Raw genomic sequence first — 25,633 nt, 5'->3', positions numbered from 1 at the left:
ACCCGCGCGGAGCCGGCCGTGGCGACACGTGAGAGTGTGGGGGCGGCATGGTACTCGCGGGCGAGGATCTGGGTGCGCTGCTGCTCGAGAGCAAGACGACAGCCCCCGTCTTCAACCCGGCGTTCGTCCGTCGCACGGAGCTCATCGAGACGCTGCGGGCCGGAGACTCCCGGCTGATCACGGTGACGGCACCCGCCGGCTACGGCAAGTCGTCGCTCCTCGCCGAGTGGTGGCAGTCCGAAGACCGGGCCACCGGCTGGCTCACGCTCCGCGTCGAGGACGATGATCCCGCGGCGCTGGTGCGTCTGCTCGCGCACGCGTGCGAGCGCTTCGCCACGACCGCGGACTCCGTCTTCAGCCAGATCGCGACGACATCCGACGGCGTGCTGAGCCATATGGCCCCGGCGCTGGCCCTGGCCCTGTCGCGGTGCGAGCAGCCGTTCGCGCTGTTCATCGATGACGTCCACGTCGTCGAGCGACCCGAGTGCTTCGATGTGCTGGAGGTCGTGCTCACCGGGGTCCCCACCGGATCGCAGGTCGTGCTGGCCAGCCGCCACCACCCCACCCGCCTGGCCCGGGGCCGTGTCGCGACGTCGGCCGCCGACGTCGGCGCCGCGGACCTCAGGATCGACCTGGCAGGGGCCGTCCGGATCGCGGAAGAAGCGGGCGCGCACGTCGAGCCCGAGACGCTGCAGGACTGGATCGAGCGCTGCGACGGCTGGGCCGCGGGACTGCACATGTGCGCACTGCTGTCGAAGCGCGGTCCGTTCGCGTCTTCCGGCGACGCGGTGCTGGCCGACTACCTGTATCACGAGTGCGTGCGCGACCTGCCCGAGGACACCCGCCAGTTCCTGCTTCGGACCTCGATCCTGGACGCGCACATCCCCGAACTGTGCGACGCCGTGCTCGCACGCGCCGATTCGGCGCAAGTGCTCCGCGACCTCGAGTCTCGACAGCTCTTCATCACCGCCGACCGCGGACATCGCAGCTACCGGCTGCACCCGCTGTTCCGGGAGTATCTGCAGGGTGCTCTCGAGAGCGAGCAGGCATCGTCGGTCCCCGACCTTCACCGCCGTGCATCGGCGTGGTTCGCCGAGCGGGGTCAGCTCCCCGCTGCGATCGACCACGCGATCGCGGCGGCCGACTTCCCCACCGCGACGATGCTGGTGACCGCTGCCGCGCTGCCCGCGTACGAGGCGGGTCAGAGTGCGACCCTCGGCCGATGGGTGCGCGCGATCGGCGACACCAACCTGCTCCTCAATCCGTCAGCCGTCGTCGTCATGACGTGGTTCGCGGTGCTCGCCGGAACGGACGACGACGCCTTCAAGTGGGGCACGCTGCTCAACCGGATTCCCGACGACGCCGAGGCGGTCGGCGTCACGGTGGCGTCGGCGAAGGCGATGATCCGGGCCATCCTGATGGAGGACGGCATCGAGGCGGCGCTCGCGGATGCCGAGCTGGCCATCGAGCTCGAGCCGCTCGACAGCCCGTGGCGCGACCCCGCCGTCCAGATCCTCGGCAGCACGCTGCTGCACGCGGGCCACGAGGAGCGGGCGACCAAGGTGCTGACCGAGGCGATCCACCTGGCGGGCGCCCACGGCAATCCGGCGTCGGTCGTGATCTGCGAAGCCGAGCTGGCGCTCGTCGCCATCGAGCGCGGCGCATGGAAGACCGCGGAGCAGCACGTCGAGCGGGCACTCGAGACCATCAGCACCGGAGGCATCGACGGCTACGTCATGGTCGCCTACGCGCATGCCGCCGCCGCCTGCGTCGACCTGACGGCGGGACGACGCACGACGGGCCTGCGACACCTCGCGATGGCCATGTCCGAGCGCGAGCGCTGTGGAAGGTCCGTGCCCCTGCTCGGCATCCCGACGCGGCTGCTCCTGGTCCGGGCGCAGCTCGGTCTCGGCGACGGCGAAGCGGCCGAGATGCTGCTCGCCGAGATCGAGGACATGCTCCCCCGCGGCCTGCATCACGGAGCCCTCGATCACCGCGTCGAGCGGGCGCGCGAACGGGTCCGCGCGCACCACGCGACCGCCGACCGGAGATCCCGCTCGATCGCGCTGACCGCGGCAGAGCGGCGTCTGCTGCCCCTCCTGCAGACTCATCTGACCCGGGTGGAGATCGCGCAGCGGCTCCACGTCTCACGGAACACCGTCAGCACCCAGTTGGGCTCGATCTTCCGGAAGCTCGGTGCATCGACCCGCTCGGAGGTCGTGGAGCGTGCGTACGAGCTCGAGCTCCTGCGCGCTCCCGCCGGCGGCGCCCGCGGCCAGTAGGGCGGGCGCCCGGCCGCGCGGAACCGCGCGTCAGACGCGCTCGGCGACGATCGTCGCCTGCTTCCGCCCGCCGGGGTCCGCTCGTGAGCTCGTGGCGACGATGCGGAAGCCCGCCTCGGCGAGCAGCCGGCCGAGCGCCTCGATCGGCCAGTAGTACGCAGTGACGACCGCGTGCGCGAACGGTTCGACGCGCTCGCCGGTGAAGAACCCCACGAGCAAGCCGCCGCCTGGGCGGATCACGCGGGCAAGCTCGGCGAGCGCCGCCGGCAGTTCGTCCGGCGCGAGATGGATGAGCGAGTACCACGACAGGATGCCGGCGGCCGAGGCGTCCGGCAGGTCGAGGTCGGGAAGGCTTCCAGCGCGGAAGCGCACGTCAGAGAAGCGCGTGCGCGCATGCTCCAGGAACTCGGGCACCATCTCGATCCCCTCGGCATCCACGCCGTGGCGGACGAGGAAATCGGTCCAGTGCCCCGGGCCGCTCCCGACATCGAACACGGGACCGTCGAGGCGGCGGCCCCAGTCGAGGATCAGCGCTCGGTCGGCCGCGTGTGCGGCATCCATCGTCCCGAACAGGTCGGTGTACTCGCCGGCACGCGCACCGTAGGCGGCGGTGACCGCGGCTCTCGTCATCGCAAGCCGTCCGTCAGAGGTCCGCGGCCGCTCCGGCGGGCTCGCCGGCTCCCGTCCGGACCGCGGGCGATGCGCAGGATGTCCACGGCTTCACACTAACGGCGGCTCCGTCACCGCTGCGGCGCTGTTCGTCGTTCGGGATCAGCGCGTCAAGAACGCGAGCTCGCTCTGCCGGTGAGCGCCCTCACGCGACGAGCCGTCACACATCGGATCCCTCCGCTGTCAGTGCTGTCGGGTCGCGTCTGCACCGACGCGGGCCCCAGGTACCAGCATCCGATCACGAAAGGGCTCGATCATGGCCAGCGACTCCCCCACCACGGTTCCGGAACTGCGCGGCAAGGTCGCGCTCGTGACCGGCGCGTCATCGGGGATCGGGCGGGCCACGGCGCTCGCCTTGTCGGACGCCGGATTGCGGGTCGCCGTCGGCGCGCGTCGCACCGACCGCCTGAGCGCGCTCGAGGAATCCGCGCCGGGAGAGGTGATGAGCGTCCCGCTCGACGTGACGAGCTACGACTCCGTCGCACACGGCGTCGCGCAGGTCGTCGAGCGCTTCGGGCGACTGGACGGGCTGATCAGCAACGCCGGCGTCATGCTGAACGGCATGATCCTCGGCGCCGACATCCGCCACTGGCAGCGGATGGTCGACACCAACCTGCTCGGCTCGATGTACGCCGTCCACGCGGCACTGCCGCACATCATCGAGGCGAAGGGCCACATCGTCCAGGTCTCGTCGACGTCCGGGCGCATCGCATCCCTCGGCAGCGGCGTCTACTCCGCGACGAAGTTCGGCGTCGGCGCGTTCACCGAATCCCTGCGGCAGGAGGTCACCACGCAGGGCGTGCGCGTGACGCTCATCGAGCCCGGCTTCGTGGCGACCGAGCTGACCACCCACATCACCGACGCGAACAGCCGCCGGATGGCCGCCGAGATCGCCGACTCGATGCGCACACTGCAACCCGGCGACATCGCCGAGGCCGTGCTGTACGCGATGCGCCAGCCCGAGCACGTCTCGGTGAACAGCCTCCTGATCCGCCCCACCGACCAGGTGCGCTGACCGGCCGTGTCTCGCGGGCGTCTCCGTGAGGCCAGACCACCTTCAACCGCGGGATGCCGGGCGCCCGGAGTCTCGTCCCGAAGACCGTCCGGCGTGATCACGATCCAGCTGAGCCCGATCGCGGAGACCCGTAGGACTGTCGGAATGCGTGTGGGTGCACCGTGTTACTCGCTGCTCGCTGTCGTGTACCCTTCGGTGCGGAGAGCCTGGCCTAGGTGGTCGCCCGTGGCTGCGAGGCTGGCCAGCAGCCGCAGCCGCTCTTCCGTCGCGGAAGCGGGCTCGGCGGCGTAGACGAGCAACGACAGGCCGGCCTCGGCGGTCAGTGCCAGCTCTTCGTACGTCAGAGTCAGCTCACCGACAGCATGATGGCGGAAGCGCTTCGTGCCCGTGGTGTGCTGCCGGACATCATGCGCGCCCCATCGGGTACGGAATTCGTCGCTGTGGGTGGAGAGTTCACCGACGAGGTCCTGCAGCCCCTTGTCATACGGATCACGGCCCGCCTCGGTGCGCAGGATCTGGACGGTGATGTCCGCGGCCTTCCCCCAGTCCGGATAGAAGTTGCGAGCACGCTCGTCGAGGAACGCGTAACGAGCGATGTTGCCCCGCCCCGGCCCGCCGAACGCCTCGTCGTAGAAGATTCGGCCGAGCACATTGGTGGCGAGGATATCCATGCGCCCGTTGCGGACGAATGCCGGACCGCCGGTGATCGTCTCCAGGATCAACTGCAGCCCTGGCCGCGCGACCCACCCCTTCGGTCTTGGCCTCGGCGCCCCCTGGGCGGGAGCAGTCGCGGCGCGCGCGAGATCGAACAGGTGCGCACGCTCCGCCGCATCCAACTGCAGCGCCCGCGAGATGGCGTTCAGGACAGCGTCGGACGCACCGGTGAGATTGCCTCGCTCGATCTTCGAGTAATACTCCACGCTGACGTCAGCAAGCATCGCCACCTCGCCTCGCCGCAGCCCGGGCACACGGCGGTTGCGGCCCGCCTGCAGCCCCGCCTGCTCGGGCGTCAGCCGCGCGCGACGAGAGGTGAGAAACTCCCGCACCTCGCTGTGGTTGTCCATGACTGCGACGCTACGCCCCGGGTCGGTGACGAGGAATGCACTGCCAGTACACGTTTCACGGGAGACTCCCCCACCGCACCGGTGAGGCGTTGACTCGGAGGTGACGAACGGAGCAACATGCAGCGACTCTCATCTCGCGCGAACTGGGCAGCACTGCTGTCGCGGTTCGCCGCATTCGCGCCACCCACGGTAGCCGTCCCTGCCGCACTTGCGGGACGGACAGCGCGACCTGGGCTGCCAGGCGACGCCGCCACCTCTCGGAAGGGACCAAGGCCGTGAGCGAGACCATCAACACCGGCTGGACCGGTGGTCAGAACGCGGTCGGCGACATCGCCCCCGCCCTTGCCCACTACACCGACAAGGTGCTCTTCGACGAGGTGTGGGAGCGTCCCGAGCTGTCCAAGCGCGACCGAAGCCTCGCGACCGTCTCGGCACTGGTGGCCATGGGCAGCACCGAGCAGCTGAACTTCCACCTCGCGTTCGCCCGCGAGAACGGCGTCACCCAGCAGGAACTGATCGAAGCCCTGACCCACCTGGCCTTCTACACGGGCTGGCCCAGAGCGATGGCAGCCATCACCGTCGCCAAGGACGTCTTCGCTGTCGACGAGCGAGACTGACACGGGCAGTCCCTCTCTGCCACTGGTGGGCACCAGTTCCAGGAAAGTCGCAATCCACCCACAGGATGCCGACTTTTCACTCGCGCTGGTCGTTCAGCTCGTCGTCGCCGCCCGCTCGCCGCTATCCGCCGGGCCGACACCCACGGGTGGGGCGGCTTCGGGATGGTTGAGATCGAAGGCCGGCCGCTCGCTGCGGATGCGGGGAATCGACGTGAAGTTGTGGCGAGGCGGCGGGCACGACGTCGCCCACTCCAACGACGCACCGTAGCCCCACGGGTCGTTGACCGTGACCTTGGGCGCCTTGCGCGCCGTGATCCACACGTTGAACAGGAACGGGATCATCGACGCACCGAGCAGCATCGCGCCCAATGTCGACACCTGGTTCTCCCAGGTGAAGAGGTCCTGGTCGGCGTAGTCGGCGTACCGGCGCGGCATCCCTTCCACGCCCAGCCAGTGCTGGATCAAGAAGGTCATGTGGAAGCCGACGAACAGCATCCAGAAATGCACGTAGCCGAGGCGCTCGTTCAACATGCGCCCCGTGAATTTCGGCCACCAGAAGTAGAAGCCCGCGAACATCGCGAACACGACGGTGCCGAACACCACGTAGTGGAAATGGGCGACCACGAAGTACGAGTCGTGCAGGTGGAAGTCCAGAGGCGGCGAGGCGAGGATCACACCGGTCAGTCCGCCGAACACGAACGTGACGAGGAAGCCGAGCGCGAACAGCATCGGAGTCTCGAAAGTGACGGAGCCCCGCCACATGGTGCCGATCCAGTTGAAGATCTTCACCCCTGTCGGAACGGCGATCAGCATCGTCAGGAGCGCGAAGAACGGCAGCAGTACGGCCCCCGTGGGGTACATGTGGTGCGCCCACACAGCTACCGAGTACGCGGCGATCGCGATCGTCGCGTAGACGAGGGTCTTGTAGCCGAAGATCGGCTTGCGGCTGAACACCGGGAAGATCTCGGACACGATGCCGAAGAACGGCAGCGCGATGACGTATACCTCGGGGTGGCCGAAGAACCAGAACAGATGCTGCCACAGCAGCACACCGCCGTTCTGCGGGTCGTAGATGTGCGACTGGAGGATCCGGTCCGAGGCGCCGGCGAAGAGCGCTGCGGCCAGCACCGGAAAAGCGACGAGGACCAGGATGCTGGTGATCAGCGTGTTCCACGTGAAGATCGGCATCCGCCACATCGTCATCCCGGGCGCGCGCAGCGTGATGATCGTGGTGATGAAGTTCACTGAGCCGAGGATCGTGCCGAAGCCGCTCATCCCCAGGCCGACGAACCAGAGGGTGCCGCCCACGCCCGGCGTGAAGGTGTCGTCCGCGAGCGGCCGATAGGCGGTCCATCCGAACGACGCCGAGCCCTGCGGCGTGAGGAACCCGGACACGGCGATGAGAGATCCGAAGAGGAACAGCCAGAACGCGAAGGCGTTGAGCCTCGGAAACGCGACGTCGGGAGCCCCGATCTGCAGCGGCATGATCACGTTCGCGAAGCCCGCGAACAGCGGGGTCGCGAACATCAGCAGCATGATCGTGCCGTGCATCGTGAAGAGCTGGTTGTACTGCTCCCGCGTCGGCACCACCTGCATTCCGGGCTCGAAGAGCTCGGCGCGGATGATCAGGGCGAGCACGCCGCCGAGCAGGAAGAACAGCACCGACGCGATCAGGTAGAGATACCCGATGGTCTTGTGATCGGTGGACGTGATCCACCGAACCACGGTGTTGCCCTTCTGCTCGACGCGCGTCGTGCTGAGCAGAGCCGCCTGCCGCGGCGGCAGGATCGGGGGGTGAATGGGCGACTCAGCCCGTGGAGCCTGGTTGACCATGGTGAGCTCCTCGCAGTTCACAGCGCGGCGCAGGCGACGGGTCAGGTGACGTTGCGCGTCGCGGTGGTGCGGTTGCGACCGCGGTCCACGAGGAGGCCGAGTGCGAGCATCCCCAGCCCGAGCACCAGGTGCAGCCAGTTGTCGGCGCCGTTGACGGGCACGAGGTTCACCTCTGGAGCATTGACGGCGAACAGCCCGTAGACGAACAGAACGAGGTAGATGACCCCGCCCCAGATCAGATAGTTGCGGGACGCCCGGGCGCCCGCGGCGACCGCGAGTCCGGCAACACCGAACAGCAGGTGGACGATGTTGTGCAGCACCGATACCTGGAAGACACCCATCAGCAGCGCGTCGGAATCTGCTCCGGCGCCGTCGAGGTGCTCGATGGGATGGGTCAGTCCAGGGATGAACCCAGCGATGCCGACGATCAGGAAGACGATGCCGACGATGAGGGCCGTCTTCTGAATAGCCGTCTCGGCGTAACGCGTGTCGCGCGTGCGGTCGACCATGGTGGCCTCCTTCGTGCTCAGGGAGCGCCACGTTATGGGCCGCGAGCCGCGGCACTGAGGGCCTTGACAAGGGTGTCGAATTCGTGGTGGTCAGCACGTGCGTCCGCGGAGAGGTCGACCTGCAGCACCGGGCGCATGCTGTGGCCACGAACGAGAAAACCCCCGGGCCTGACCGGGGGTTTTTTCTGCGGAGACGGAGGGATTTGAACCCTCGGTCCCCTTACGGGGACTCCACCTTAGCAGGGTGGTGCACTAGGCCTGACTATGCGACGTCTCCAGGCATCCTGCACTCAAGAGCAACGGGATGCGCCCAGCAATCATAACCGGTCGGCGAGGGTCCGCCGAACCGGGTCACTTCTGCGGCAGCGTGCAGGTGGTGTCCTTGGCGGTCTGTCCGGTGATCGCCGACGGAAGGTCGACGCGGGTCTCGTCGGCCGGCGGAGTCGCGGCATCCGTCCCGCCATCGGTCGCGGGCGGCGTGGCCGCGTCCGTGGCAGCGGTGGTCGGCGCCACGACGGGCTGGGCGGCCTCGCCGGTGACCTCGATGGCGTTGCCGCCGCTGGCCTTGCCGGTGAGGTTGATCGGCTGGTTCGCCGCGAGCGCGTCGAACAGGGTCTTGGCGGCATCCTTCACGGGCAGCACACGGCTCGATCCGCTGCCGTTCACGCCGGGCGCGTAGACCGTCGGGTACTGCACGAACACGATGTCTTCGAACGGCACATCCTTGACGGCCATCGCGATCTGCACCATCAGCGTCGGGTTCGTCAGTCCGGACGAGAGCACGAGCTGGCCCGCCTGCACCTGGTTGATGGTGGTGGTCGCCAGGTTGAACAGCGTCGCAGGGTTCGCGAGCACCGCGTCGGACTGGAGCTTGCGCACCATCGAGCTCATGAACTGCTGCTGGTTCGAGATGCGGCCGAGGTCGGAGCCGTCGCCGATGCCGTGACGGATGCGCAGGAACTGCAGCGCCTCGACGCCCTGGAGCGTGTGCGTGCCCGCCGTGAGGTGCAGGCCCGTGTTGCCGTCGTTGATGTCGCCGGCCACGCACACGTCGACACCGCCGATCGCGTTCGAGACGTTGATCACGCCGGTCCAGCGGATCGCGGCCGCGAAGTCGATGTTGATCTGCTCGTTGCCGATCAGCGCCTCCACGGTGTCGACCGTGCATCCGAGACCGCCGTACCAGTACGACGCATTGAGCATCTGCGACGACATCGCCGAGGTCTTGCCGCTGCCGTCCGCTTTGTCGCATGCCGGGATCGGCACGAGCATGTCGCGCGGGAACGACACCACCGTGACGCGGCGCGGCTCGTCCGAGATGTGCACGAGCATCGTGACGTCGTTGCGCTCCCCCTCGGTGTCGTGGTTCTTGCACGCGCCCGACAGCTGCTCGTTCTCGCCCTCGCACGAGTCCGTGCCGACGAGAAGGATGTTGACGCCGCCCTCGATGGCGCCGAGCGACGGCGGCAGCGGCTTCTCTTCGTCGAGGACGACGGCGTTCGTCGCGATCGCCTGCGAGGCGTCCCACACGTTGTAGGCGGCGAGGCTGACGCCGCTCACGCCGACGACGCCGAGCACGACGCCGAACATCGCAAGAAGCGAGACGAGTGGATGCCGCGTACGCAGCACTCCGTGGCGCGCGATGGTGACCCGGCCCCCTGCCGAGGGCCGTTTCGCCGCCGCCATCAGCCCTTGGCCCTGACGTTGCCGGCCGAGCAGGTCTGCTGCGCGGCGTTCTGGCCGGGGATGTTCTGCGGGAGCGCGACCGGGGTGTCGGTCGGCGCAGGCGTCGCGTTCGGGTCGGTCGTCGCGTTCGGGTCAGGGGTCGCCGGGTCGGTCGCGCCCTCGGTCGGCTGCGGGTCGGCCACGATGACGCCGCCGGTCTGGTCCTGGTCGTGGGTGACCTCGATGGGCTCGTTCGCCTGCAGTGCCGCCCACAGCTGCTCGGCCGAGTCGTAGTCGGGCACGACGCGGTTCGAGTCCGCCGGGTCGGTGAGCACGGGGTACTGCACGAACACGATGTCTTCGAACGGCACGTCCTTCACGGCGAGCGCGATCTGGACGAGCGTCATCGGGTTGGTCAGCGACTGGCTCGGTGTGATGTTGTCGACGGCGGTCGTCGCGAGCTTGTAGAGCGTCGCCGGGTTCGACAGCACCTCGTCGCTCACGAGCTTGCGCGCAAGGCTCGACATGTACTGCTGCTGGTTCGAGATGCGCGCGAGGTCGCTGCCGTTCTCGAGGCCGTGGCGGGTGCGCAGGAACTGCAGGGCTTCGACGCCCTGAATGGTGCGCTCACCGGCCGGCCAGTTGATGCCGGTGTAAATGTCTTTGATGCCGCCGTTGCCGATGCACACGTCGACGCCGCCGATGGCGTCGGTGATGTTGATCACGTTGCCGAAGCTCACCTTCGCCGCGAAGGGGATGTTGAATCCGCTCAGCTCCTTGACGGTCTTCGCGACGCACGAGAGGCCGCCGTAACCCCATGCCGCGTTGATCTGCGTCTTGGAGGTCGCCGACGTGGTCGACCCGTCCTCGCGCGTGCACGACGGGATCGGCACCATGAGGTCGCGCGGGAACGACACCACCGTCACGCGACGGGGGTTGTCGGAGATGTGGACGAGCATGTTGACGTCGTTCAGCTGACCCTCGGCGTCCGCCCCCGTGCAGCGATCGCCGAACAGGTAGGCGTACTCCTCCTCGCACTCGTCGGTGCCGACGAGGAGGAGGTCGACGCCGCCCTCGATCGCGCCGATGTCGGGCGGAACGGTCCCCTGGCCCTCGAGTTCCACGGCACCCTCGGCGAAGCTCGCGACCACGTCGGTCGCGGCATACGCGGCGACACCGGCACCCGACACCAGCAGGACCGATGCGACGATGCCGACGATCTTCAGCAGGAAGCTGACAGGGCTCGGAGAGCGCAGCTCACCGTGGCGCGCCACCGTGCGGCGCCCGCGACGAGCGTGGCTCGTCGCGCTCACTCTGCCCTTCGAGGACACTGGCATCTCCTGCACATTCATGCGTCATTCAGAGTCTGAACCGACAACGTTACGCGTCTGGCCTTCCCGCCAACCTTGCCATGCCGTCCTGGACATCCGCTGATGCCTGGGCGGGTCGAAGCGGACGTCGATGGTCGGCGGTCTCGCAGGATTCCGTTCCGCGGCTACCGGTACTATCACGGGCGTGACCGGCTCTGCGCCCTCGACGGCAACGGACAGCGCCGCGGCCGATCCCGCCCCGCGGCGACGTGCCGCGGCACGACCGTTCGCTCGCCACGCCGCACGCGAGACCGTGGCCGAGCGCCGGCGCCGGCGAGCCCGCTTGGCCGCATGTCTGATCGGGGGCCCGCTGGCGGCGATCTTCGCCGTCGCCGCGATCGCCGCCGGAACGTTCGCGATGCAGGTGCTGCAGGTCCGCGACGACATGGAGGCCGCGAAGGCGCAGCTGAAGGTTCTCGCCGCTGCCGCTGTCTCGATGGATGTCCCCACCCTCGAGCAGGCCAGCGACGAGATCATCGAGCGGACGCAGCGCGCACAGGCGACCTCGAACGGGGTGCTGTGGGACCTCGCCGCAGAGGTCCCTCGGGTGGGCAGCAACGTGCTCGCGGTGCGCGCGGTGACCGAGGTGGTCACCACGATCACCACGCAGTCGCTCCCGCCGATCGTCGACATGGTCTCGGCAGCCGACACAGGGACCACGCCCGCGGGCGGCCTCGGATTCAACGTGCTGCCCTTCCTCGGGGCCGAGACCGTCCTGCCAACCGTCATCGATTCCTTCGAAGAAGCCTCGGCCATCGCAGCAGGGCTGGATCGGACCGAAGTCCTCCCGGCCGTGTACGAGCCTCTGGACGAAATGGTCGGGCTGATCGCTCAGGCGACCCCGATCCTGAAGATCGCACAGGAACACCTTCCGGCCATCCTGCACGCCGCGGGCGCGGACGGCCCGATGCTCTACCAATTGGTGATCCAGACGCCTGCCGAGATCCGCGCGACAGGCGGCGGGCCCGCGCATTGGCTCGTCCTCAAGGTCGAGAACGGCCAGATGGACCTGCTCAGCCAGGAGGACGGCGTCGAGCTGATGTACTCCACGCTGCCTGAGAAGGGATTCGACACGGTGAACGGGTCGCTCATCAAGCTCCCGTCCGCTGTGCGATCCCTCTACCCCTCCGAGCTGACGAACTGGTCGTCCAACTTCACGATGACACCGCACTTCCCGCGCGCGGTGGAACTCTTCCAGGCCACCCGCGAATGGACCGACCAGCCCGCGTTCGACGGCGTCATCTCGATCGACCCCGTCGTCCTCGCTCACATGCTCGAGGCGACAGGACCGCTGACGCTGGCCTCCGGTGAGGTCGTGGACTCGGCGAACGCCGCCTCGCTTCTGATGAGCGAGCCCTACGAGCGATTCGGAACCGACAACGCCGCGATGGACGCGTTCTTCAGTGAGGTGACGACGGTCATGTTCGACGCTCTGACGGGCGGCGACTGGGAGATCGGCGCCATGTGGGACCAGCTCGTGCGCAGCGCCGACGAGGGCCGCATCTTCCTCTGGTTCGAGGACGACGGGCTGCAGGGCCTCGCCCACGAGTACGGACTCGACGGCGCGCTCCGCGAGGACAACGCGGAGGCGACGCAGCTGGGGATCTACTTCAACGACTACTCGGTCGGCAAGCTCAACTTCTGGCTGGACTATGACCAGCGCGCGACCTGTGACGTCGAAGACCGCACCATCACCGTCACGATGGAGCTGCACAGCGGCATCACCGACGCCATCAAGAGCGAGTACACGCTCGGGCTCCGCAACGGATTCCGCGGGATCGACCCCAGAACGATGATGCTCGACGTGCTGTTCTTCGCGCCGCCCGGTGCGGAGATCCTCTGGACGGACCCCGAACGCGGCGACTGGCAGGACTCCGCAGCCTGGCAGGGCAACCGGTTCCGCGACCGCGCAGGCACCGACCACGGCAACACCGCCCTGAGCAGGACGGTCCTCCTCGAGATGGGCGAGACCCGCACCATCTCGTACGAGGTGAAGCTGCCGGACGGTGCCCTCGGCCCGCTCGAGCTGCGTCACTCGCCCGGTGCCAACGACACGGAAGTGACAGTGGATGCCGGGTGCAGCGCGCTCTTCGCCAGCCCCGAGGGCAGCCGCAACATCATGCTGTCGACGTTCGACTGAGCACGGAACGTACTGCGGAGGGTGTGGGATTCGAACCCACGGGACATTGCTGCCCACTGGTTTTCAAGACCAGGTCCATCGGCCGCTCGGACAACCCTCCCGACCGATGCCCGCCCCGCGGGGCGGCATCCGCCGAATCGCGATCGAGTCTAGCCGACCCGGTCCGTCAGAGCTCGCGCAGCACGGCCGCGACCCCGCCGGCCTCGACCGACGTGGTCGTCTCGCCGGCGGCATCCCGAACCTCCTGGGGACCCTGCGCCATCGCGACGGCCCGGCCACCGTTGTCGAGCGCCCACCGGAACATGCCGACATCGTTACGTCCGTCGCCCATGACGAGCACGTGCTCGGGGTCTATGCCGAGCGCGGTACGCACGCGTTCGAGGCCCGTGCTCTTGTCGACGCCCAGCGGCGCGATGTCGAGCCAGGCGGTCCAGCCGACCGCGTACGACACGTGATTGAGCCCGATGCGCGAGACGAGCTCGACGAAGTCCTGTTCGCCCTGGTCGGGCGACACCACGACGATGCGGCAGACCGGCTGCGCCGCGAGCTCGTCGAAGGCGACGCGCCGTGCCTGCGTGAGGTTCCAGTCCTGCAGAGGCTCGGTGTACAGCCGCTGCCCGTCGGCGAGCTCGACCATGTAGCGCGCGTGGGGCAGGTGCTCGCGCAGCTGCTCGAGCACCTCGCGCGGGTCGAACGTCTCGACATGCCACCGCTCGTACCGCAGTTCGTCCGCCTCGACCCGCTTGAGCACGACGGCGCCATTCGAGCACACGGCGAACTCCGGGGCGATCCCGAGGACGCGCAGGATGCCGCGGGTGCCCTGCCAGCTGCGGCCTGTGGCGACCATCACCTCGTGGCCGGCGCGATGCGCGTGCTCGACGGCATCCACCACTCCCGGGCTGAGCGACTCGTCTTCGAGGATGACGGTGCCGTCGATGTCGAGGGCGATGAGCAGCCGCTCGGTGGCGACCCGGGGGTCTTCGGTGTCGCGCGCGACCTGCTCGACGAGCTTGGCGGCCTTCTTCGGTTTGACGACCTTGATGGACCCCGTCGCGGGCAGGTGGGCTTCGGTCACGCGATGGGCTCCAGGACGTCGAGTCCGCCGAGGAAGGGCCGCAGCACCTCGGGCACGGTCACAGAGCCGTCTTCGCGCTGGTGGGTCTCGAGCAGGGCCACGATCCAGCGGGTGGTCGCCAGCGTGCCGTTGAGGGTCGCGACCGGGTGCGTCTTGCCGGCGTCCTCTGGGCGGTACCGGATGTCGAGGCGCCGCGCCTGGTACGTCGTGCAGTTCGATGTCGAGGTGAGCTCGCGGTAAGCACCCTGCGTCGGCACCCAGGCCTCGACGTCGTACTTGCGCGCCGCCGACGAGCCCAGGTCGCCCGCGGCGACGTCGATGACACGGTAGGCGAGGCCCAGGTCCTGCAGCATGCCCTCCTGCAGCTCGACGAGCCGCAGGTGCTCGGCCTCGGCCTCTTCGGGGGTCGTGTAGACGAACATCTCGAGCTTGTTGAACTGGTGCACGCGGATGATGCCGCGGGTGTCCTTGCCGTACGAGCCGGCCTCGCTGCGGTAGCACGTCGACCAGCCGGCGTAGCGCTTGGCACCCCGCGACAGGTCGAGGATCTCGCCCATGTGGTAGCCGGCGAGCGGCACCTCGCTGGTGCCCACGAGGTACAGGTCCTGGTCTTCGAGGTGGTAGACCTCGGCGGCGTGCTTTCCGAGGAATCCGGTGCCCTGCATGACCTCCGGACGCACGAGCGTCGGCGGGATCATGGGCGTGAAGCCGGCCTGCAGCGCCCGGTCGAGGGCGAGGTTCATGAGCGCGAGCTCGAGGCGCGCACCGACGCCGGTGAGGAAGTAGAACCGGCTGCCCGACACCTTGGTGCCGCGCTCCATGTCGATAGCGCCGAGCTTCTCGCCGAGCTCGAGGTGGTCGCGCGGCTCGAAGCCGAACGCCGGGATGTCGCCGTGCGTGCGCAGCGTGACGAAGTCGTCCTCGCCGCCGGCGGGGACGCCGTCGATCACGATGTTCTCGATGAGGGCGAATGCCTCGGTGGATGCCTCTTCCGCAGCGCTCACGGCGTGCTGGGCCTGCTTCACCCGCTCACTGAGCTCCTTGGCCTCGGCGACCAGCGCCGCCTTCTCGTCCTTGGGAGCCTGCGCGACGCGCTTGCCGTGCGCGTTCTGCGCCGCGCGGAGCTCTTCGAACGCCGTGATGGCGGCCCGTCGCGCCCGGTCCGCCTCGATCGCGGCGTCGACGGTGTCGGGCGATTCGCCACGCGCCTCCTGCGAGCGCTTGACCAGCTCGGGATTGTCGCGAAGCAGCACGGGATCGATCACCCTGCAAGCTTAGTCGGCGCCTGAACCGCGCCACCCGGTGCGGCGACGGGCGCGCTCGTGCCCGATGCCGCGCCGGGGTCCTAGGGTGGACCACATGGCGGCGGCATCCGGAGCGGGCGACGACACACCTCCCGACGACCTGGCGCCGCATCCGGCCGACAAGGTCTATGCCGACGGGCCGACGACGGGCGAGCTCGACATCGCGGCCGCCGAGGCGCACGCCGCAGACGCCGAGCGTCCGGCAGCTCCTGATTCCGACACCCCCGCGGGCGCGCAGCCCGACCCCGAGGCGGCGGCGGCTCCCGACGACGTGATCCGCGAGCCCGAGGACGTCGAACCCGACACCACCGACGACGAGACGGGTCAGGCGCGACGCGTCGGCCCCGAGGGCGAGACGCGCCCGCTGGCCGACGACGGACGCCCGTCACCGAAGGCCGCGCTCGTCTACAACCCCATCAAGGCCGACGGTGACGCGCTGCGCGAGACCGTGAGCCGCCTGTCGGCAGAGGCCGGATGGTCCGAGCCGCTGTTCTACGAGACGACCGTCGACGACCTCGGCGACGACGTCACCCGGCAGGCACTCGCCGAGAAGGTCGACGCGGTGCTCGTCGCCGGCGGCGACGGCACCGTCCGCGCCGTATCGGAGGCGATGAGCGGGTCGGGCGTCCCGCTCGCCATCGTGCCGAGCGGCACCGGCAACCTGCTCGCGCGCAACCTCAAGCTTCCTCTCACGGATCCTTCCGCGATGGTGGCGGCGGTGTTCGACGGCGACACGCTCGACATGGACATCGGCTGGTGCCGCCTCACGCGCCCCGACGGAGAGATCGCCGAGCACGCGTTCGTCGTGATGGGCGGCATCGGGCTCGACGCCGCCATGATCGCCAACACCCGCCCGGAGCTCAAGAAGGCCGTCGGCTGGGTCGCCTACGTCGACGGCGCCGCACGGGCCCTTCCGCGCGCGAAGTCCTTCCGCGTCATGTATCAGCTCGTCGGCCGGCGCCTGCACTCGACGAAGGTGCAGAGCGTGCTGTTCGCCAACTGCGGGTCGCTGCCGGCGGGGCTGGAGCTCATCCCCGAGGCGTCCATCGCCGACGGGGACCTCGACATCGTGGTGTTCCAGCCGAAAGGCCTCTTCGGCTGGCTGTTCGTGTGGCGACGCGTCGCGTGGGACAACAGTGTGCTGCGCCGCTTCCGCGCCGGTCGCCAGGTGCTCGCGCTGCGAACGAAAGACAACTCCGTCGTGTACTCGCGCGGCGCCGGGATCGACCTCGCCGCCCAGGAGGCGCGGCCCGTGCAGCTCGACGGCGACGAGTTCGGCGAAGCCACCGCCGTCCGCGTGCACGTCGCCGCCGGCGCCCTGAAGGTCGTGCTGCCCCGCGGCCACGACACCGACGGCCTCTGACCCGCAGACCTCGGAGAGAGTGGATGCCGCGGGCCGCGGCATCCACTCGGTCCGAGGTTCGTCAGCCCTTGACTGCGCCGCCGAGGCCGGCCGAGCGCAGGAACACCGACTGGAACAGCAGGAACATGGCGATCGGGATGAGCGTCGCGATCGCGAGCGCCGCGAGGAACACGTCGAGCTCGGTCTGGCTGGCGACCGCCGGCAGGCGCACCGACAGCGGCTGAACGGCCGGATCGGGCAGCACGAGCATGGGCCAGAGATAGTCCTTCCAGGCCGCGATGATCGCGAACACCGACACGACGCCGAGGATCGGCTTCGACATCGGCAGCACGATCGACCAGAACAGACGGAACGGTCCGGCGCCGTCGGTCTTGGCCGCCTCGAACACCTCGCGCGGCAGGTTGTCGAAGAACCGCTTGACCAGCAGGATGTTGAACGCGTTCGCCGCCATCGGCAGCCACACCGCGAGGTAGTTGTTGAGCAGGCTGGCGTCGCGGCCGAGGAGGGGCGGCGACACGATCGTCAGGTACAGCGGCACGAGCAGCACGATGCCCGGGATGAACAGCGTCGCCAGCACCAGGGCGTTGAGCACCGGCGCGTACTTCGGCCGCAACACCGACAGCGCGTAGCCGGCCGTCGTCGCGATGAACAGCTGTGCGAACCAGGCGCCCGCCGCGATGACGATGGTGTTCCAGAAGTACTGGCTGATGTGGATGTCGTTCCACGCGGCCGACAGGTTGGCCCAGTCGATGCCGTTCGGCCACAGCGCGAACGGCTGCTGGATGGTGTCCTGCGACGGCGTGACCGCCGACTTCGCGAGCCACAGGATCGGACCGAGCCCGGCGATCACGAGCGTGACGAACAAGAAGACGTGCGTCACCGACATGCCGAATCGCGTGCCGGGACGGCGACGCTCGGACGCCGAGACGATGGTGCGCTCGGCCAGATCGTCGACGGAATCCCGCTTGCGGCCGCCACCGGATCCCCGCCGTGACAGGAAGCCCCTCATGCCCTCGCGGCGCTCGGCGTTGGTGATCGACGTGGTCATGAGGTGCTCCAGCGGTTGGTGAGCTTGAAGTACAGCCACGACAGGATCGCGAGCACGATCGCCAGCAGCACCGACACCGCGGTGGCCTCGCCGTAGTCGCCGCCCAGGCTGTTGCGGAACGCCTTGTCGTAGATGTACAGGAGGATCGTCTTGGTCGCGCCCGCCGGCCCGCCGCCGGTGAACAGGAACGGCTCGAGGAACACCTGCGCGGTCGCGATGACCTGCAGGATCAGCATGATGAAGAGGATGCCGCGCAGCTGCGGCAACGTGACGTGCCACACCTTGCGCCAGATGCCCGCGCCGTCGACCTCGGCGGCGTCGTACAGCTCGGGCGGCACCGACAACAGCGCTGCGAGGTAGATGATGATCGATCCGCCGGCCGCCGCCCACGTGGCCTCGAGCACGAGGGAGGGCATCGCCTGCGCGGCGGACGACAGCCACGGCTGCGGCGGGATCCCGAACCACCCGAGCGCCGTGTTGAACACGCCGTTCGGCGATGAGTCGTAGAAGAACTTCCACAGCAGCACCGCCACGACCGGCGGGATCACCACCGGCAGGTAGGCGAGGGCCGAGTACAGCCCCTTGCCGCGGCGCACCTCGCTCATGAGCACCGCCATGAACAGGGGCAGCGGAAAGCCGAACAGCAGTGCGAGCACGGCGAAGTAGATCGTGTTGACGACGGCGCGGCCGAGCTGCGGATCGCTCAGCACCGCCACGTAGTTGTCGAGCCCGACCCACTCCGAGACGAGCAGGTTCGTCTTCTGCAGGCTCATGATCACGGACTGCACGATCGGCGACCACGAGAAGAAGAAGAACACGAACACCATCGGCAGCACGAACAGCAGGTTCGCGAGGCCTCCCCCGCGGTACCAGGTGAGCGGCGTGCGTCGGGTCCTGCGACGCTCCGGCGGCGCGAGGGGCGGGGGCGCCGCCGCCGCGGCGGGGCGCTCAGGAAGGGTCGCGGTCATCGTCGGCCTTTGCTGTGGAGGTTGTTCGTGCGTCTGGGGCGTTTCGTCTCGCTCGTTCCTCGCTCGCTCAACGACCGGAACCGATGCTCCGGTCGTTGAGCGAGCGAAGCGAGACGAAACGCGAGCGGATGCCGCACCCCAGGCTTCGAGCAGCGCGGGGTGCGGCTGGGCCCCCGCCCCCTGAGGCTCCGAGCGACGCGCCAGCGGCGCTTGGAGTGGGAGCGGGGACCACGACTCCTTACTCGTCGAGCAGAGCCTGGGCGTCGGTCTGGGCCTGGGCGAGCAGGGCGTCGATATCGGCGTTCTGGTCGGTCAGCACCGTCTGGACGACGGTGTCGAGCAGAGCGTAGACCTCCTGCGTCGACTTCTTGGGCTCGCCGACCGGCGTCTGGTCCCAGATGTTGTCGGTGAACGACGTCATCTGGTCGCGCGGCACGTTGATGTACGGCTCGATCCAGGTGAGCGACTCCTCGTACAGCTCACGGCTGAGCACCGGCAGCACCGGGGTGCCGACGGCCTGGTCCGAGTCGGCGAGCGCCTTGGCGTCCTGCACCGCGGCATCCTTGTCCATCAGCTTCTGCATGTAGTACCAGTCGATCCACTCGACCGCCGCCTCCTTGGTGGGGTCGTCGACCGTCGGGCTGATGACGGCGATGTCGCCACCGCCGAGCGTGCCCGGGTCGTCGCCCTCGACAGGAACCACGCCGAGGCCGTAGACGTCGGGGTCAAGGCCGAAGTCGCGCACGAGCGCCGTGTAGACGTCGGAGCCCGACGTGTACATGCCGATGTTGCCGGCGGCGAACTCCTGGTTGATCGTGCCCCAGTCGAGGTCGACCTTCGAGCCGAACGAGTCGTCCTCCCACTTGAGGTCGTGCAGGAACTGCAGGCTCGCCTTGGTGGCGTCATTGTCGACCGTCGAGGTGGCGGTGCCGTCCTCGTTGTCGGTCTGCGTGCGACCGCCGCGCGCAACGGTCTGGGCGGTGAGCTGCCAGCCCCCGGTGTTGTTGATCGCCATCTGCGCGTAGCCGGCCTTGCCCGTGGCGTCGTGGATCTTCTTGGCGTACTCGCGGATCTCGTCCCACGTCGTCGGAGGTTGGTCGGGGTCGAGGCCCGCCTGCTCGAACAGATCGCGGTTGTAGTGCAGACCCATCGCGTAGGCCTGGCGCGGGAAGCCGTAGATCTTGCCGTCGTCGCCGGTCACGCCGTCGAGGATGATCGGGTTGAAGCTGTCCTCGTAGCCGAGGTCCTTCACCTCGGCGGTGACGTCCATGAGCTGCCCGTTCTCGAGCAGGGTCTTGGAGTCGGTGAACGGCACCGTGAACACGTCGGGCAGGCTGCCGCCGGCGAGCTGCACGGCGAACGTCGGCCCCTCCCACTCGTACTCGACACCGATGATGTCGATGTTCGGGTGCTCCTTCTCGAACTGCTTCTCCTGCGTCGCGAACGCGTCGTACGCCGCAGCGTCGGCGCCCGGCGGGAAGGTCGCGACGCGCAGTTCGATCTTGTCGCTGTCGCCGCCGTCGCCGCCGGCCGCCGAGCAGCCGACGAGTGCGCCGACCGTCGCCACGGTGGCGACACCGGCGAGCAGGACCCTTGCTGGTGACTTCATCGTCTTTCCTTTCGTGGAGGATGCTCCGCGTCAGCCTCTCGGCGCGGAAGCCCCTGTGGTGGTGGTGGTGGTGGATTCGGGTTCCAGCTGCAGCCATGCGGCTGCGTTCGCGGGCAGGTCGCCCGCCTCGAGCGGCGAGCTCGAGAGGAGGACGGTCGCGCCCGGGGGCAGCGCGACCGGGTCGTCGCCGGCGTTGACGACGCACGCGAAGCCGTCGCCGCGCCGGAACGCGAGGATGTCGGCATCGTGGCCGGTACCGCTGCGGTCCGCGAGCCCGGGAGCGTCGTCCCACCAGGTGAGCGGTCCGTCGCCGAGCTCGGGCAGCTCGCGGCGCAGACGCAGCGCAGCTCGGTAGAGGTTGAGGGTGGATGCCGGATCCGCCGCCTGCGCGGCGACGGTCAGGGTACTCCACCCCTCGGGCTGCGGCAGCCACGTCTCGGCACCGTCGGGGCTGAACCCGAACGGAGCCCGGTCGCCGGCCCACGGCAGCGGGACGCGGCATCCATCCCGTCCCGGGTCGGTGCCGCCGGAGCGGAAGTGCATCGGGTCCTCGATGAGGTGCAGCGGCAGGTCCTCGACTTCGGGCAGGCCGAGCTCGTCGCCCTGGTAGATGTAGAGGCTGCCCGGTAGCGCCGCGACCAGCAGGGCGGCGGCACGGGCGCGGTGCAGACCCAGTTCGGGGTCGGTCGGCACCCCGAACCGCTTCTTGAGGAACGCGAACGCCGTGTCTTCGCGGCCGTAGCGCGTGACGGGGCGCGTGACGTCGTGATTGCTGAGCACCCACGTGCTCGGCGCGCCGACCGGTGCGTGGGCCTCGAGGGTGGCCGAGATCGATTCGCGGAAGGATGCCGCGCCCCAGGGCCGCGCGAGGAAGTCGAAGTTGAAGGCGGTGTGCATCTCGTCGGGCCGCAGGTAGTTCGTGAACCGCACGATGTCGGGCACCCAGATCTCGCCCACGAGCACGCGCGTTCCGGGGTAGGAGTCGGCGATCGCACGCCACGAGCGGTACACGTCGTGCAGCTCGTCCCGGTCCTCGGTGGGGTGCTGGCCAGGACCCTGCTTCTCGCCCACCTCGGGCAGGTCGGGGTCCTTGATGAGCAGGGCGGCCGAATCGATGCGCACGCCCGCCACGCCGCGGTCGAACCAGAAGCGCAGGATGTCCTCGTGCTCGCGGCGCACGTCGGGATGGTTCCAGTTGAGGTCGGGCTGCTCGGGCGTGAACATGTGCAGGTACCACTCGCCCGGCGTGCCGTCGGGGTTCGTCGTTCGCGTCCACGTCTCGCCCTGGAAGCTCGACTCCCAGTGCGTGGGCATCTCGTCGCCGTTCGGCCCCTTGCCCGGGTGGAACCAGAACCGCTCGCGCTCGGGGCTGCCGGGGCCGGCTGCCAGCGCCGCCTGGAACCACGGGTGCTGGTCGCTCACGTGGTTGGGGACGACGTCGATGATGGTGCGGATGCCGAGGGCCAGGGCCTCCTGGATCAGCAGCTCTGCCTCGTCGAGCGTGCCGAAGCGCGGGTCGATGTCGCGGTAGTCCTGCACGTCGTAGCCGCCGTCCGCGAGCGGACTCGGGTACCACGGGTTGAACCAGATGGCATCGACGCCGAGGTCTTTCAAGTAGCCGAGGTGCTGCCGGACGCCGGAGAGGTCGCCGGTGCCGTCGCCGTTCCCGTCCGCGAAGCTGCGCACGTAGACCTGGTAGATGACGGCGGACCGCCACCACAGTGCGTCGTCTTCGGCGGGCACGGCGCGGTCGCCGCGCGTGAGGACCTCGGTGTCCACAGATCTCCTCGTTCGTCGTTGAAAAGTCTCGATGCAGAGAATGTACGACGCGGGATGGGTTAACGCAACTCTTTGACAGAACTACGCAAGATCACGATTGCGCAACGCCACGCATATCTCGGCCATCTCCCGTCCCCTGTCACGATCCGCGGTGCGCCCCAGCAGATTGCGACAGGCGAGCCGGGCTCGCGGCATCCAGCGACGCACTACGGCTCCCCTGTCGCAAACCGCGGTGCGCCCCCGCAGAGCGCGACAGGGGAAGCGTGGCACAGGCAGAGCACGGCACGCCGAATGGGGGCGAGCGCGGTCGCGGTCAGCGGGCGGCGGGCCCCGTTGAGGCGCGCAGGACGAGCTCGGGCTCGAAGAGCAGCTCGTCTCCGGCCTCGGTGGTGCCGGCGATCTGCGAGAGCAGGAGATCGATGACGGTGCGGCCCATGGACTCGATCGGCTGGCGCACCGTGGTGAGCGGCGGCTCGGTGCAGCTCATCAGGAACGAGTCGTCGAAGCCGACGACGCTGACGTCCTCGGGCACGCCCAGGCCCGCCCGGCGCGCGGCGCGCACGGCGCCGAGGGCGAGCGGGTCGCTCGCGCACACGACGGCTGTCGCGCCGGCGGCGAAGAGACGGGATGCCCCGGCCTGACCCGATTCGAGCGAGTACAGCCCGCGGACGACGAGGCTCTCGTCCAGCGGCGAGCCGAGGCGCTGCAGCACCTGCTGCGCCGCGGCCAGCTTGCGCTGCGAGGGGATGTGGTCGAGCGGGCCCAGCAGCATGCCGATGCGGCGATGCCCGAGCTGGTGGAGGTGCTGGATCGCCTGCTCGGCGGCGGCCGCGTCGTCGGTCGACACCGTGGCGAAATCGAGGGCGTCGATGCGCGCATTGACCAGGACCGTCGGCAGGTTGACCTGGCGGATGCGTTCGTAGTGATCGTGGGCCGCGTCGGCCTGGCTGTAGTTGCCGCCGAGGAAGATGACGCCCGACACCTGCTGCTGCAGCAGCAGGTCGACGTAGTCCGACTCGGTGATGCCGCCGGCGTTCTGCGTGCACAGCAGCGGCGTGTAGCCGTTCTGGGTCAACCCGCCGCCGATGATCTCGGCCAGCGCGGGGAAGATCGGGTTCTGCAGCTCAGGCAGCACGAGCCCCACGAGGCGCGCGCGCTCGCCGCGGAGCTTGGTCGGCCGCTCGTAGCCGAGAACGTCGAGCGCGGTGAGCACGGCCTGGCGCGTGGCCTCCGACACGCCGGGCTTGTCGTTGAGCACACGGCTGACGGTTGCTTCGCTGACCCCGACCTTGCGCGCCACTTCGGCGAGACGCTTCGACATGCGCTCAGTGTACGCAAGAACTTGCAGGATCGCGCAAGTGGATGAAAGTGACGGATGCCGGAATATCCGCTCCCCGCGGACCGGTTGCGCACGACCATGACCACTATCGGAATCATCGGTGCAGGACACATCGGCAGCGCGCTCGCGCGGGCGTTCTCGGGACTCGGCTACGACGTCGTGATCGCCAACTCGCGGGGGCCTGAGACGCTCAGCGATCTCGTGGCCGAGCTTGGGCCGAAGGTCACCGCCGCGACCGCGTTCGACGCCGCCGCCGCCGCCGACATCGCCGTCGTGACGGTTCCGCTCAAGGCGCTGAAGGACGTGCCCGTCGAGCCCCTCGCCGGCAAGATCGTGATCGACACGAACAACTACTACTTCGAGCGCGACGGCCACATCGACGCGCTGGACCGCGGCGAGACCACCACGTCACAGCTGGTGCAGGACCACCTGCCGGCGTCGAAGGTCGTGAAGGGGTTCAACCAGATCCTCGCGTCAGAGATCAACACGACCGGGCTCCCCGCGGGCGACCCGAACCGTCGCGCGCTCGGCACCGCGAGCGACCATGACGACGCCGTCGAACTGATCACCGGCATCTACGACGCGCTGGGCTTCGACACCGTCAGTGCCGGACCGCTCAGCGAGTCGTGGCGCCTGGAGCGCGACCGCCCCGCGTACGTCACGCGGCAGACGGCCGACGAGCTGCGGGCGAACCTGGCGATCGCGAACCGCCTCCCCTGACTCCAGCGTCCGGCGAGTCGCCAGGAACGCCGCGCGCAACCCGCCGTTTCTGGCGACTCGCCAAGAACGGCCGGATGATGCGCGGTGAGGGGAATGAGGGGATGCCGCGGCCGGTTGCCGTCAGGGATGAACGACGCAGCTCCCGCCCCGGCTCCCCTCTCCCTCTCGGTCCTCGACCTGGTGCCGGTGCGCACCGGGCAGACGAGCGCTCAGGCGGTGGCGGCATCCCTCGCCCTCGCAGACGCGGCGGACCGCCTGGGGTTCCGGCGGTACTGGTTCGCCGAGCATCACAACATGCCGGCGGTCGCCTCGACGACGCCGCCGGTGCTGGCGGCGGCGGCAGCGGCGCGCACCGAGCGCATCCGGCTGGGCTCGGGCGGCGTCATGCTGCCCAACCACTCACCGCTCGTCGTGGCCGAGCAGTTCGCGGCGCTGGAGGCGCTCGCCCCGGGCCGCATCGACCTCGGCATCGGCCGCGCCCCCGGCTCGGACCCCGTCATCACGCAGCTGCTGCGCCAGAGCGGCACCACGAGCGACGTCGAGCGCTTCCCCGACCACGTGCGCGACATCCTGTCGCTCGTCGCGCCCGACGGCGCCGCGCTGCGCTTCACGTCCGGCGGCACGTACGACGTGCACGCCACGCCCGCCGCCACCTCGACGCCCGAGGTCTGGCTGCTCGGCTCGAGCGACTACTCCGCGCAGCTCGCCGCCGCGCTCGGGCTGCCGTACGTGTTCGCGAACCACTTCTCGGGCAACGGGCTCGAGCGCGCGCTCGATCTCTACCGCACCGCGTTCGTCGCGTCCGAGGCGCTGTCCGAGCCCCGGACGTTCCTCACCGCCAACGTGCTCGTCGCCCGGACGCAGACCGAGGCCGACGAGCGCGCGCTGCCCAACCTGCGCATGACGGCGCGGCTGCGCACCAACAAGCCGCTCATCCCGCTCGAGACGGTCGAGCAGGCGATCGCCGGCGCCGCCGACTTCGACGCGCTGGGCGACTCGTTCATGGCGTCGGCGCGCGCCAACTGGTTCGTCGGAGAGCCGCGGGCCGTGGCATCCGATCTCCGCGCCTTCGCGCAGAAGCATGGGGTCGACGAGGTCATGATCTCGCCCATCGCCGGCGCGTACGAGGCCGAGCCGATGGATGCCTCGCCCGGCCGCGTGCAGACGCTCGAGCTGCTGGCGGCCGAGCTCCCGCTCGCGTAGCCGCCGCCGACCGCCCCGCCCGGCGGCCGACGGAAACATCACGTGATCTGCGTGATGTCGA

Annotated in this window: 20 protein-coding genes and 2 tRNA genes; 7 read left to right on the top strand and 15 right to left on the bottom strand. The window is 69.2% G+C overall.

Annotation, left to right across the window (positions count from 1 at the left end):
• Window positions 1-47 precede the first annotated feature (47 nt).
• Window positions 48-2,282, top strand: a complete 2,235-nt coding sequence (locus JNB62_RS00325) for a LuxR family transcriptional regulator (RefSeq protein ID WP_220298891.1) — start codon at window positions 48-50, stop codon at window positions 2,280-2,282.
• Window positions 2,283-2,312: 30 nt separating this feature from the next.
• On the opposite strand, the gene JNB62_RS00320 is transcribed toward JNB62_RS00325, so the two are convergent.
• Window positions 2,313-2,912, bottom strand: coding sequence for a class I SAM-dependent methyltransferase (locus tag JNB62_RS00320; protein ID WP_220298890.1), 600 nt, complete (start codon window positions 2,910-2,912; stop codon window positions 2,313-2,315).
• Between the two features lie 295 nt (window positions 2,913-3,207).
• Between JNB62_RS00320 and JNB62_RS00315 the strand changes: the two genes are divergently transcribed.
• The gene (locus JNB62_RS00315; RefSeq protein WP_220298889.1) at window positions 3,208-3,966 is read left to right on the top strand and encodes an SDR family oxidoreductase; all 759 of its coding nucleotides are present in this window, start codon (window positions 3,208-3,210) and stop codon (window positions 3,964-3,966) included.
• Between the two features lie 164 nt (window positions 3,967-4,130).
• Here the strand turns inward: JNB62_RS00315 and JNB62_RS00310 are convergent, their stop codons facing one another.
• Window positions 4,131-5,030, bottom strand: coding sequence for a helix-turn-helix domain-containing protein (locus JNB62_RS00310; RefSeq protein WP_220298888.1), 900 nt, complete (start codon window positions 5,028-5,030; stop codon window positions 4,131-4,133).
• A gap of 275 nt (window positions 5,031-5,305) precedes the next feature.
• Between JNB62_RS00310 and JNB62_RS00305 the strand changes: the two genes are divergently transcribed.
• Window positions 5,306-5,647 (top strand): carboxymuconolactone decarboxylase family protein, encoded by a 342-nt coding sequence (locus tag JNB62_RS00305; protein WP_308291684.1) that lies wholly within the window; start codon window positions 5,306-5,308, stop codon window positions 5,645-5,647.
• 93 nt (window positions 5,648-5,740) lie between these two features.
• On the opposite strand, the gene ctaD is transcribed toward JNB62_RS00305, so the two are convergent.
• The 5 genes from ctaD to JNB62_RS00280 all read right to left on the bottom strand — a co-directional run bounded on the left by ctaD (window position 5,741) and on the right by JNB62_RS00280 (window position 10,967).
• Entirely contained in the window at window positions 5,741-7,480 is a 1,740-nt protein-coding gene (gene ctaD, locus JNB62_RS00300; protein ID WP_220298887.1) for an aa3-type cytochrome oxidase subunit I, read from the bottom strand.
• Window positions 7,481-7,521: 41 nt separating this feature from the next.
• A complete protein-coding gene (locus tag JNB62_RS00295) occupies window positions 7,522-7,989 on the bottom strand; it encodes a DUF4383 domain-containing protein (RefSeq protein WP_220298886.1) in 468 nt (155 codons plus the stop codon).
• A gap of 188 nt (window positions 7,990-8,177) precedes the next feature.
• Window positions 8,178-8,266: transfer RNA gene (locus JNB62_RS00290), tRNA-Ser, on the bottom strand.
• Between the two features lie 74 nt (window positions 8,267-8,340).
• A complete protein-coding gene (locus JNB62_RS00285) occupies window positions 8,341-9,579 on the bottom strand; it encodes an LCP family protein (RefSeq protein WP_223230844.1) in 1,239 nt (412 codons plus the stop codon).
• A 95-nt stretch (window positions 9,580-9,674) separates the two neighbouring features.
• Window positions 9,675-10,967, bottom strand: a complete 1,293-nt coding sequence (locus JNB62_RS00280) for an LCP family protein (protein ID WP_220298884.1) — start codon at window positions 10,965-10,967, stop codon at window positions 9,675-9,677.
• A 340-nt stretch (window positions 10,968-11,307) separates the two neighbouring features.
• On the opposite strand from JNB62_RS00280, the gene JNB62_RS00275 reads away from it, so the two are divergent.
• Window positions 11,308-13,164, top strand: a complete 1,857-nt coding sequence (locus JNB62_RS00275; protein WP_220298883.1) for a DUF4012 domain-containing protein — start codon at window positions 11,308-11,310, stop codon at window positions 13,162-13,164.
• Between the two features lie 15 nt (window positions 13,165-13,179).
• Here JNB62_RS00275 and JNB62_RS00270 read toward each other — a convergent pair.
• From JNB62_RS00270 to serS, 3 genes are all read right to left on the bottom strand, one after another.
• Window positions 13,180-13,264, bottom strand: a tRNA-Ser gene (locus JNB62_RS00270).
• A 66-nt stretch (window positions 13,265-13,330) separates the two neighbouring features.
• Window positions 13,331-14,239 carry an HAD family hydrolase gene (locus JNB62_RS00265; protein WP_220298882.1) on the bottom strand — a complete coding sequence of 303 codons (909 nt, stop codon included), beginning with the start codon at window positions 14,237-14,239 and terminating at the stop codon, window positions 13,331-13,333.
• The gene (gene serS, locus JNB62_RS00260) at window positions 14,236-15,504 is read right to left on the bottom strand and encodes a serine--tRNA ligase (RefSeq protein ID WP_220298881.1); all 1,269 of its coding nucleotides are present in this window, start codon (window positions 15,502-15,504) and stop codon (window positions 14,236-14,238) included. Before serS ends, JNB62_RS00265 begins: the two co-directional genes overlap by 4 nt.
• Window positions 15,505-15,598: 94 nt before the next feature.
• Here serS and JNB62_RS00255 point away from each other — a divergent pair, with 94 nt between their 5' ends.
• Window positions 15,599-16,906, top strand: coding sequence for a diacylglycerol/lipid kinase family protein (locus tag JNB62_RS00255; RefSeq protein ID WP_223230843.1), 1,308 nt, complete (start codon window positions 15,599-15,601; stop codon window positions 16,904-16,906).
• 61 nt (window positions 16,907-16,967) lie between these two features.
• Here JNB62_RS00255 and JNB62_RS00250 read toward each other — a convergent pair whose 3' ends face one another.
• The 5 genes from JNB62_RS00250 to JNB62_RS00230 all read right to left on the bottom strand — a co-directional run bounded on the left by JNB62_RS00250 (window position 16,968) and on the right by JNB62_RS00230 (window position 23,631).
• The gene (locus JNB62_RS00250) at window positions 16,968-17,954 is read right to left on the bottom strand and encodes a carbohydrate ABC transporter permease (RefSeq protein WP_220298880.1); all 987 of its coding nucleotides are present in this window, start codon (window positions 17,952-17,954) and stop codon (window positions 16,968-16,970) included.
• On the bottom strand, window positions 17,951-18,922 hold the full coding sequence (locus JNB62_RS00245) for a carbohydrate ABC transporter permease (protein WP_220298879.1): 972 nt from the start codon (window positions 18,920-18,922) through the stop codon (window positions 17,951-17,953). Before JNB62_RS00245 ends, JNB62_RS00250 begins: the two co-directional genes overlap by 4 nt.
• Before the next feature lie 238 nt (window positions 18,923-19,160).
• Entirely contained in the window at window positions 19,161-20,531 is a 1,371-nt protein-coding gene (locus JNB62_RS00240) for an ABC transporter substrate-binding protein (protein WP_220298878.1), read from the bottom strand.
• 30 nt (window positions 20,532-20,561) lie between these two features.
• Complete coding sequence (locus tag JNB62_RS00235) at window positions 20,562-22,310, bottom strand: glycoside hydrolase family 13 protein (protein WP_220298877.1); 1,749 nt, start codon at window positions 22,308-22,310, stop codon at window positions 20,562-20,564.
• A 313-nt stretch (window positions 22,311-22,623) separates the two neighbouring features.
• Window positions 22,624-23,631 carry a LacI family DNA-binding transcriptional regulator gene (locus JNB62_RS00230; protein ID WP_220298876.1) on the bottom strand — a complete coding sequence of 336 codons (1,008 nt, stop codon included), beginning with the start codon at window positions 23,629-23,631 and terminating at the stop codon, window positions 22,624-22,626.
• Window positions 23,632-23,685: 54 nt separating this feature from the next.
• Here JNB62_RS00230 and JNB62_RS00225 point away from each other — a divergent pair, with 54 nt between their 5' ends.
• The gene (locus tag JNB62_RS00225; RefSeq protein WP_374449755.1) at window positions 23,686-24,369 is read left to right on the top strand and encodes an NADPH-dependent F420 reductase; all 684 of its coding nucleotides are present in this window, start codon (window positions 23,686-23,688) and stop codon (window positions 24,367-24,369) included.
• 126 nt (window positions 24,370-24,495) lie between these two features.
• Window positions 24,496-25,572 (top strand): LLM class flavin-dependent oxidoreductase, encoded by a 1,077-nt coding sequence (locus JNB62_RS00220; RefSeq protein ID WP_220298874.1) that lies wholly within the window; start codon window positions 24,496-24,498, stop codon window positions 25,570-25,572.
• The last annotated feature ends 61 nt before the right edge of the window (window positions 25,573-25,633 follow it).

This window comes from Microbacterium jejuense (assembly GCF_019511665.1).
GTDB lineage: Bacteria > Actinomycetota > Actinomycetes > Actinomycetales > Microbacteriaceae > Microbacterium > Microbacterium jejuense_A.
This window is presented reverse-complemented; position numbering and strand designations above follow the sequence as displayed.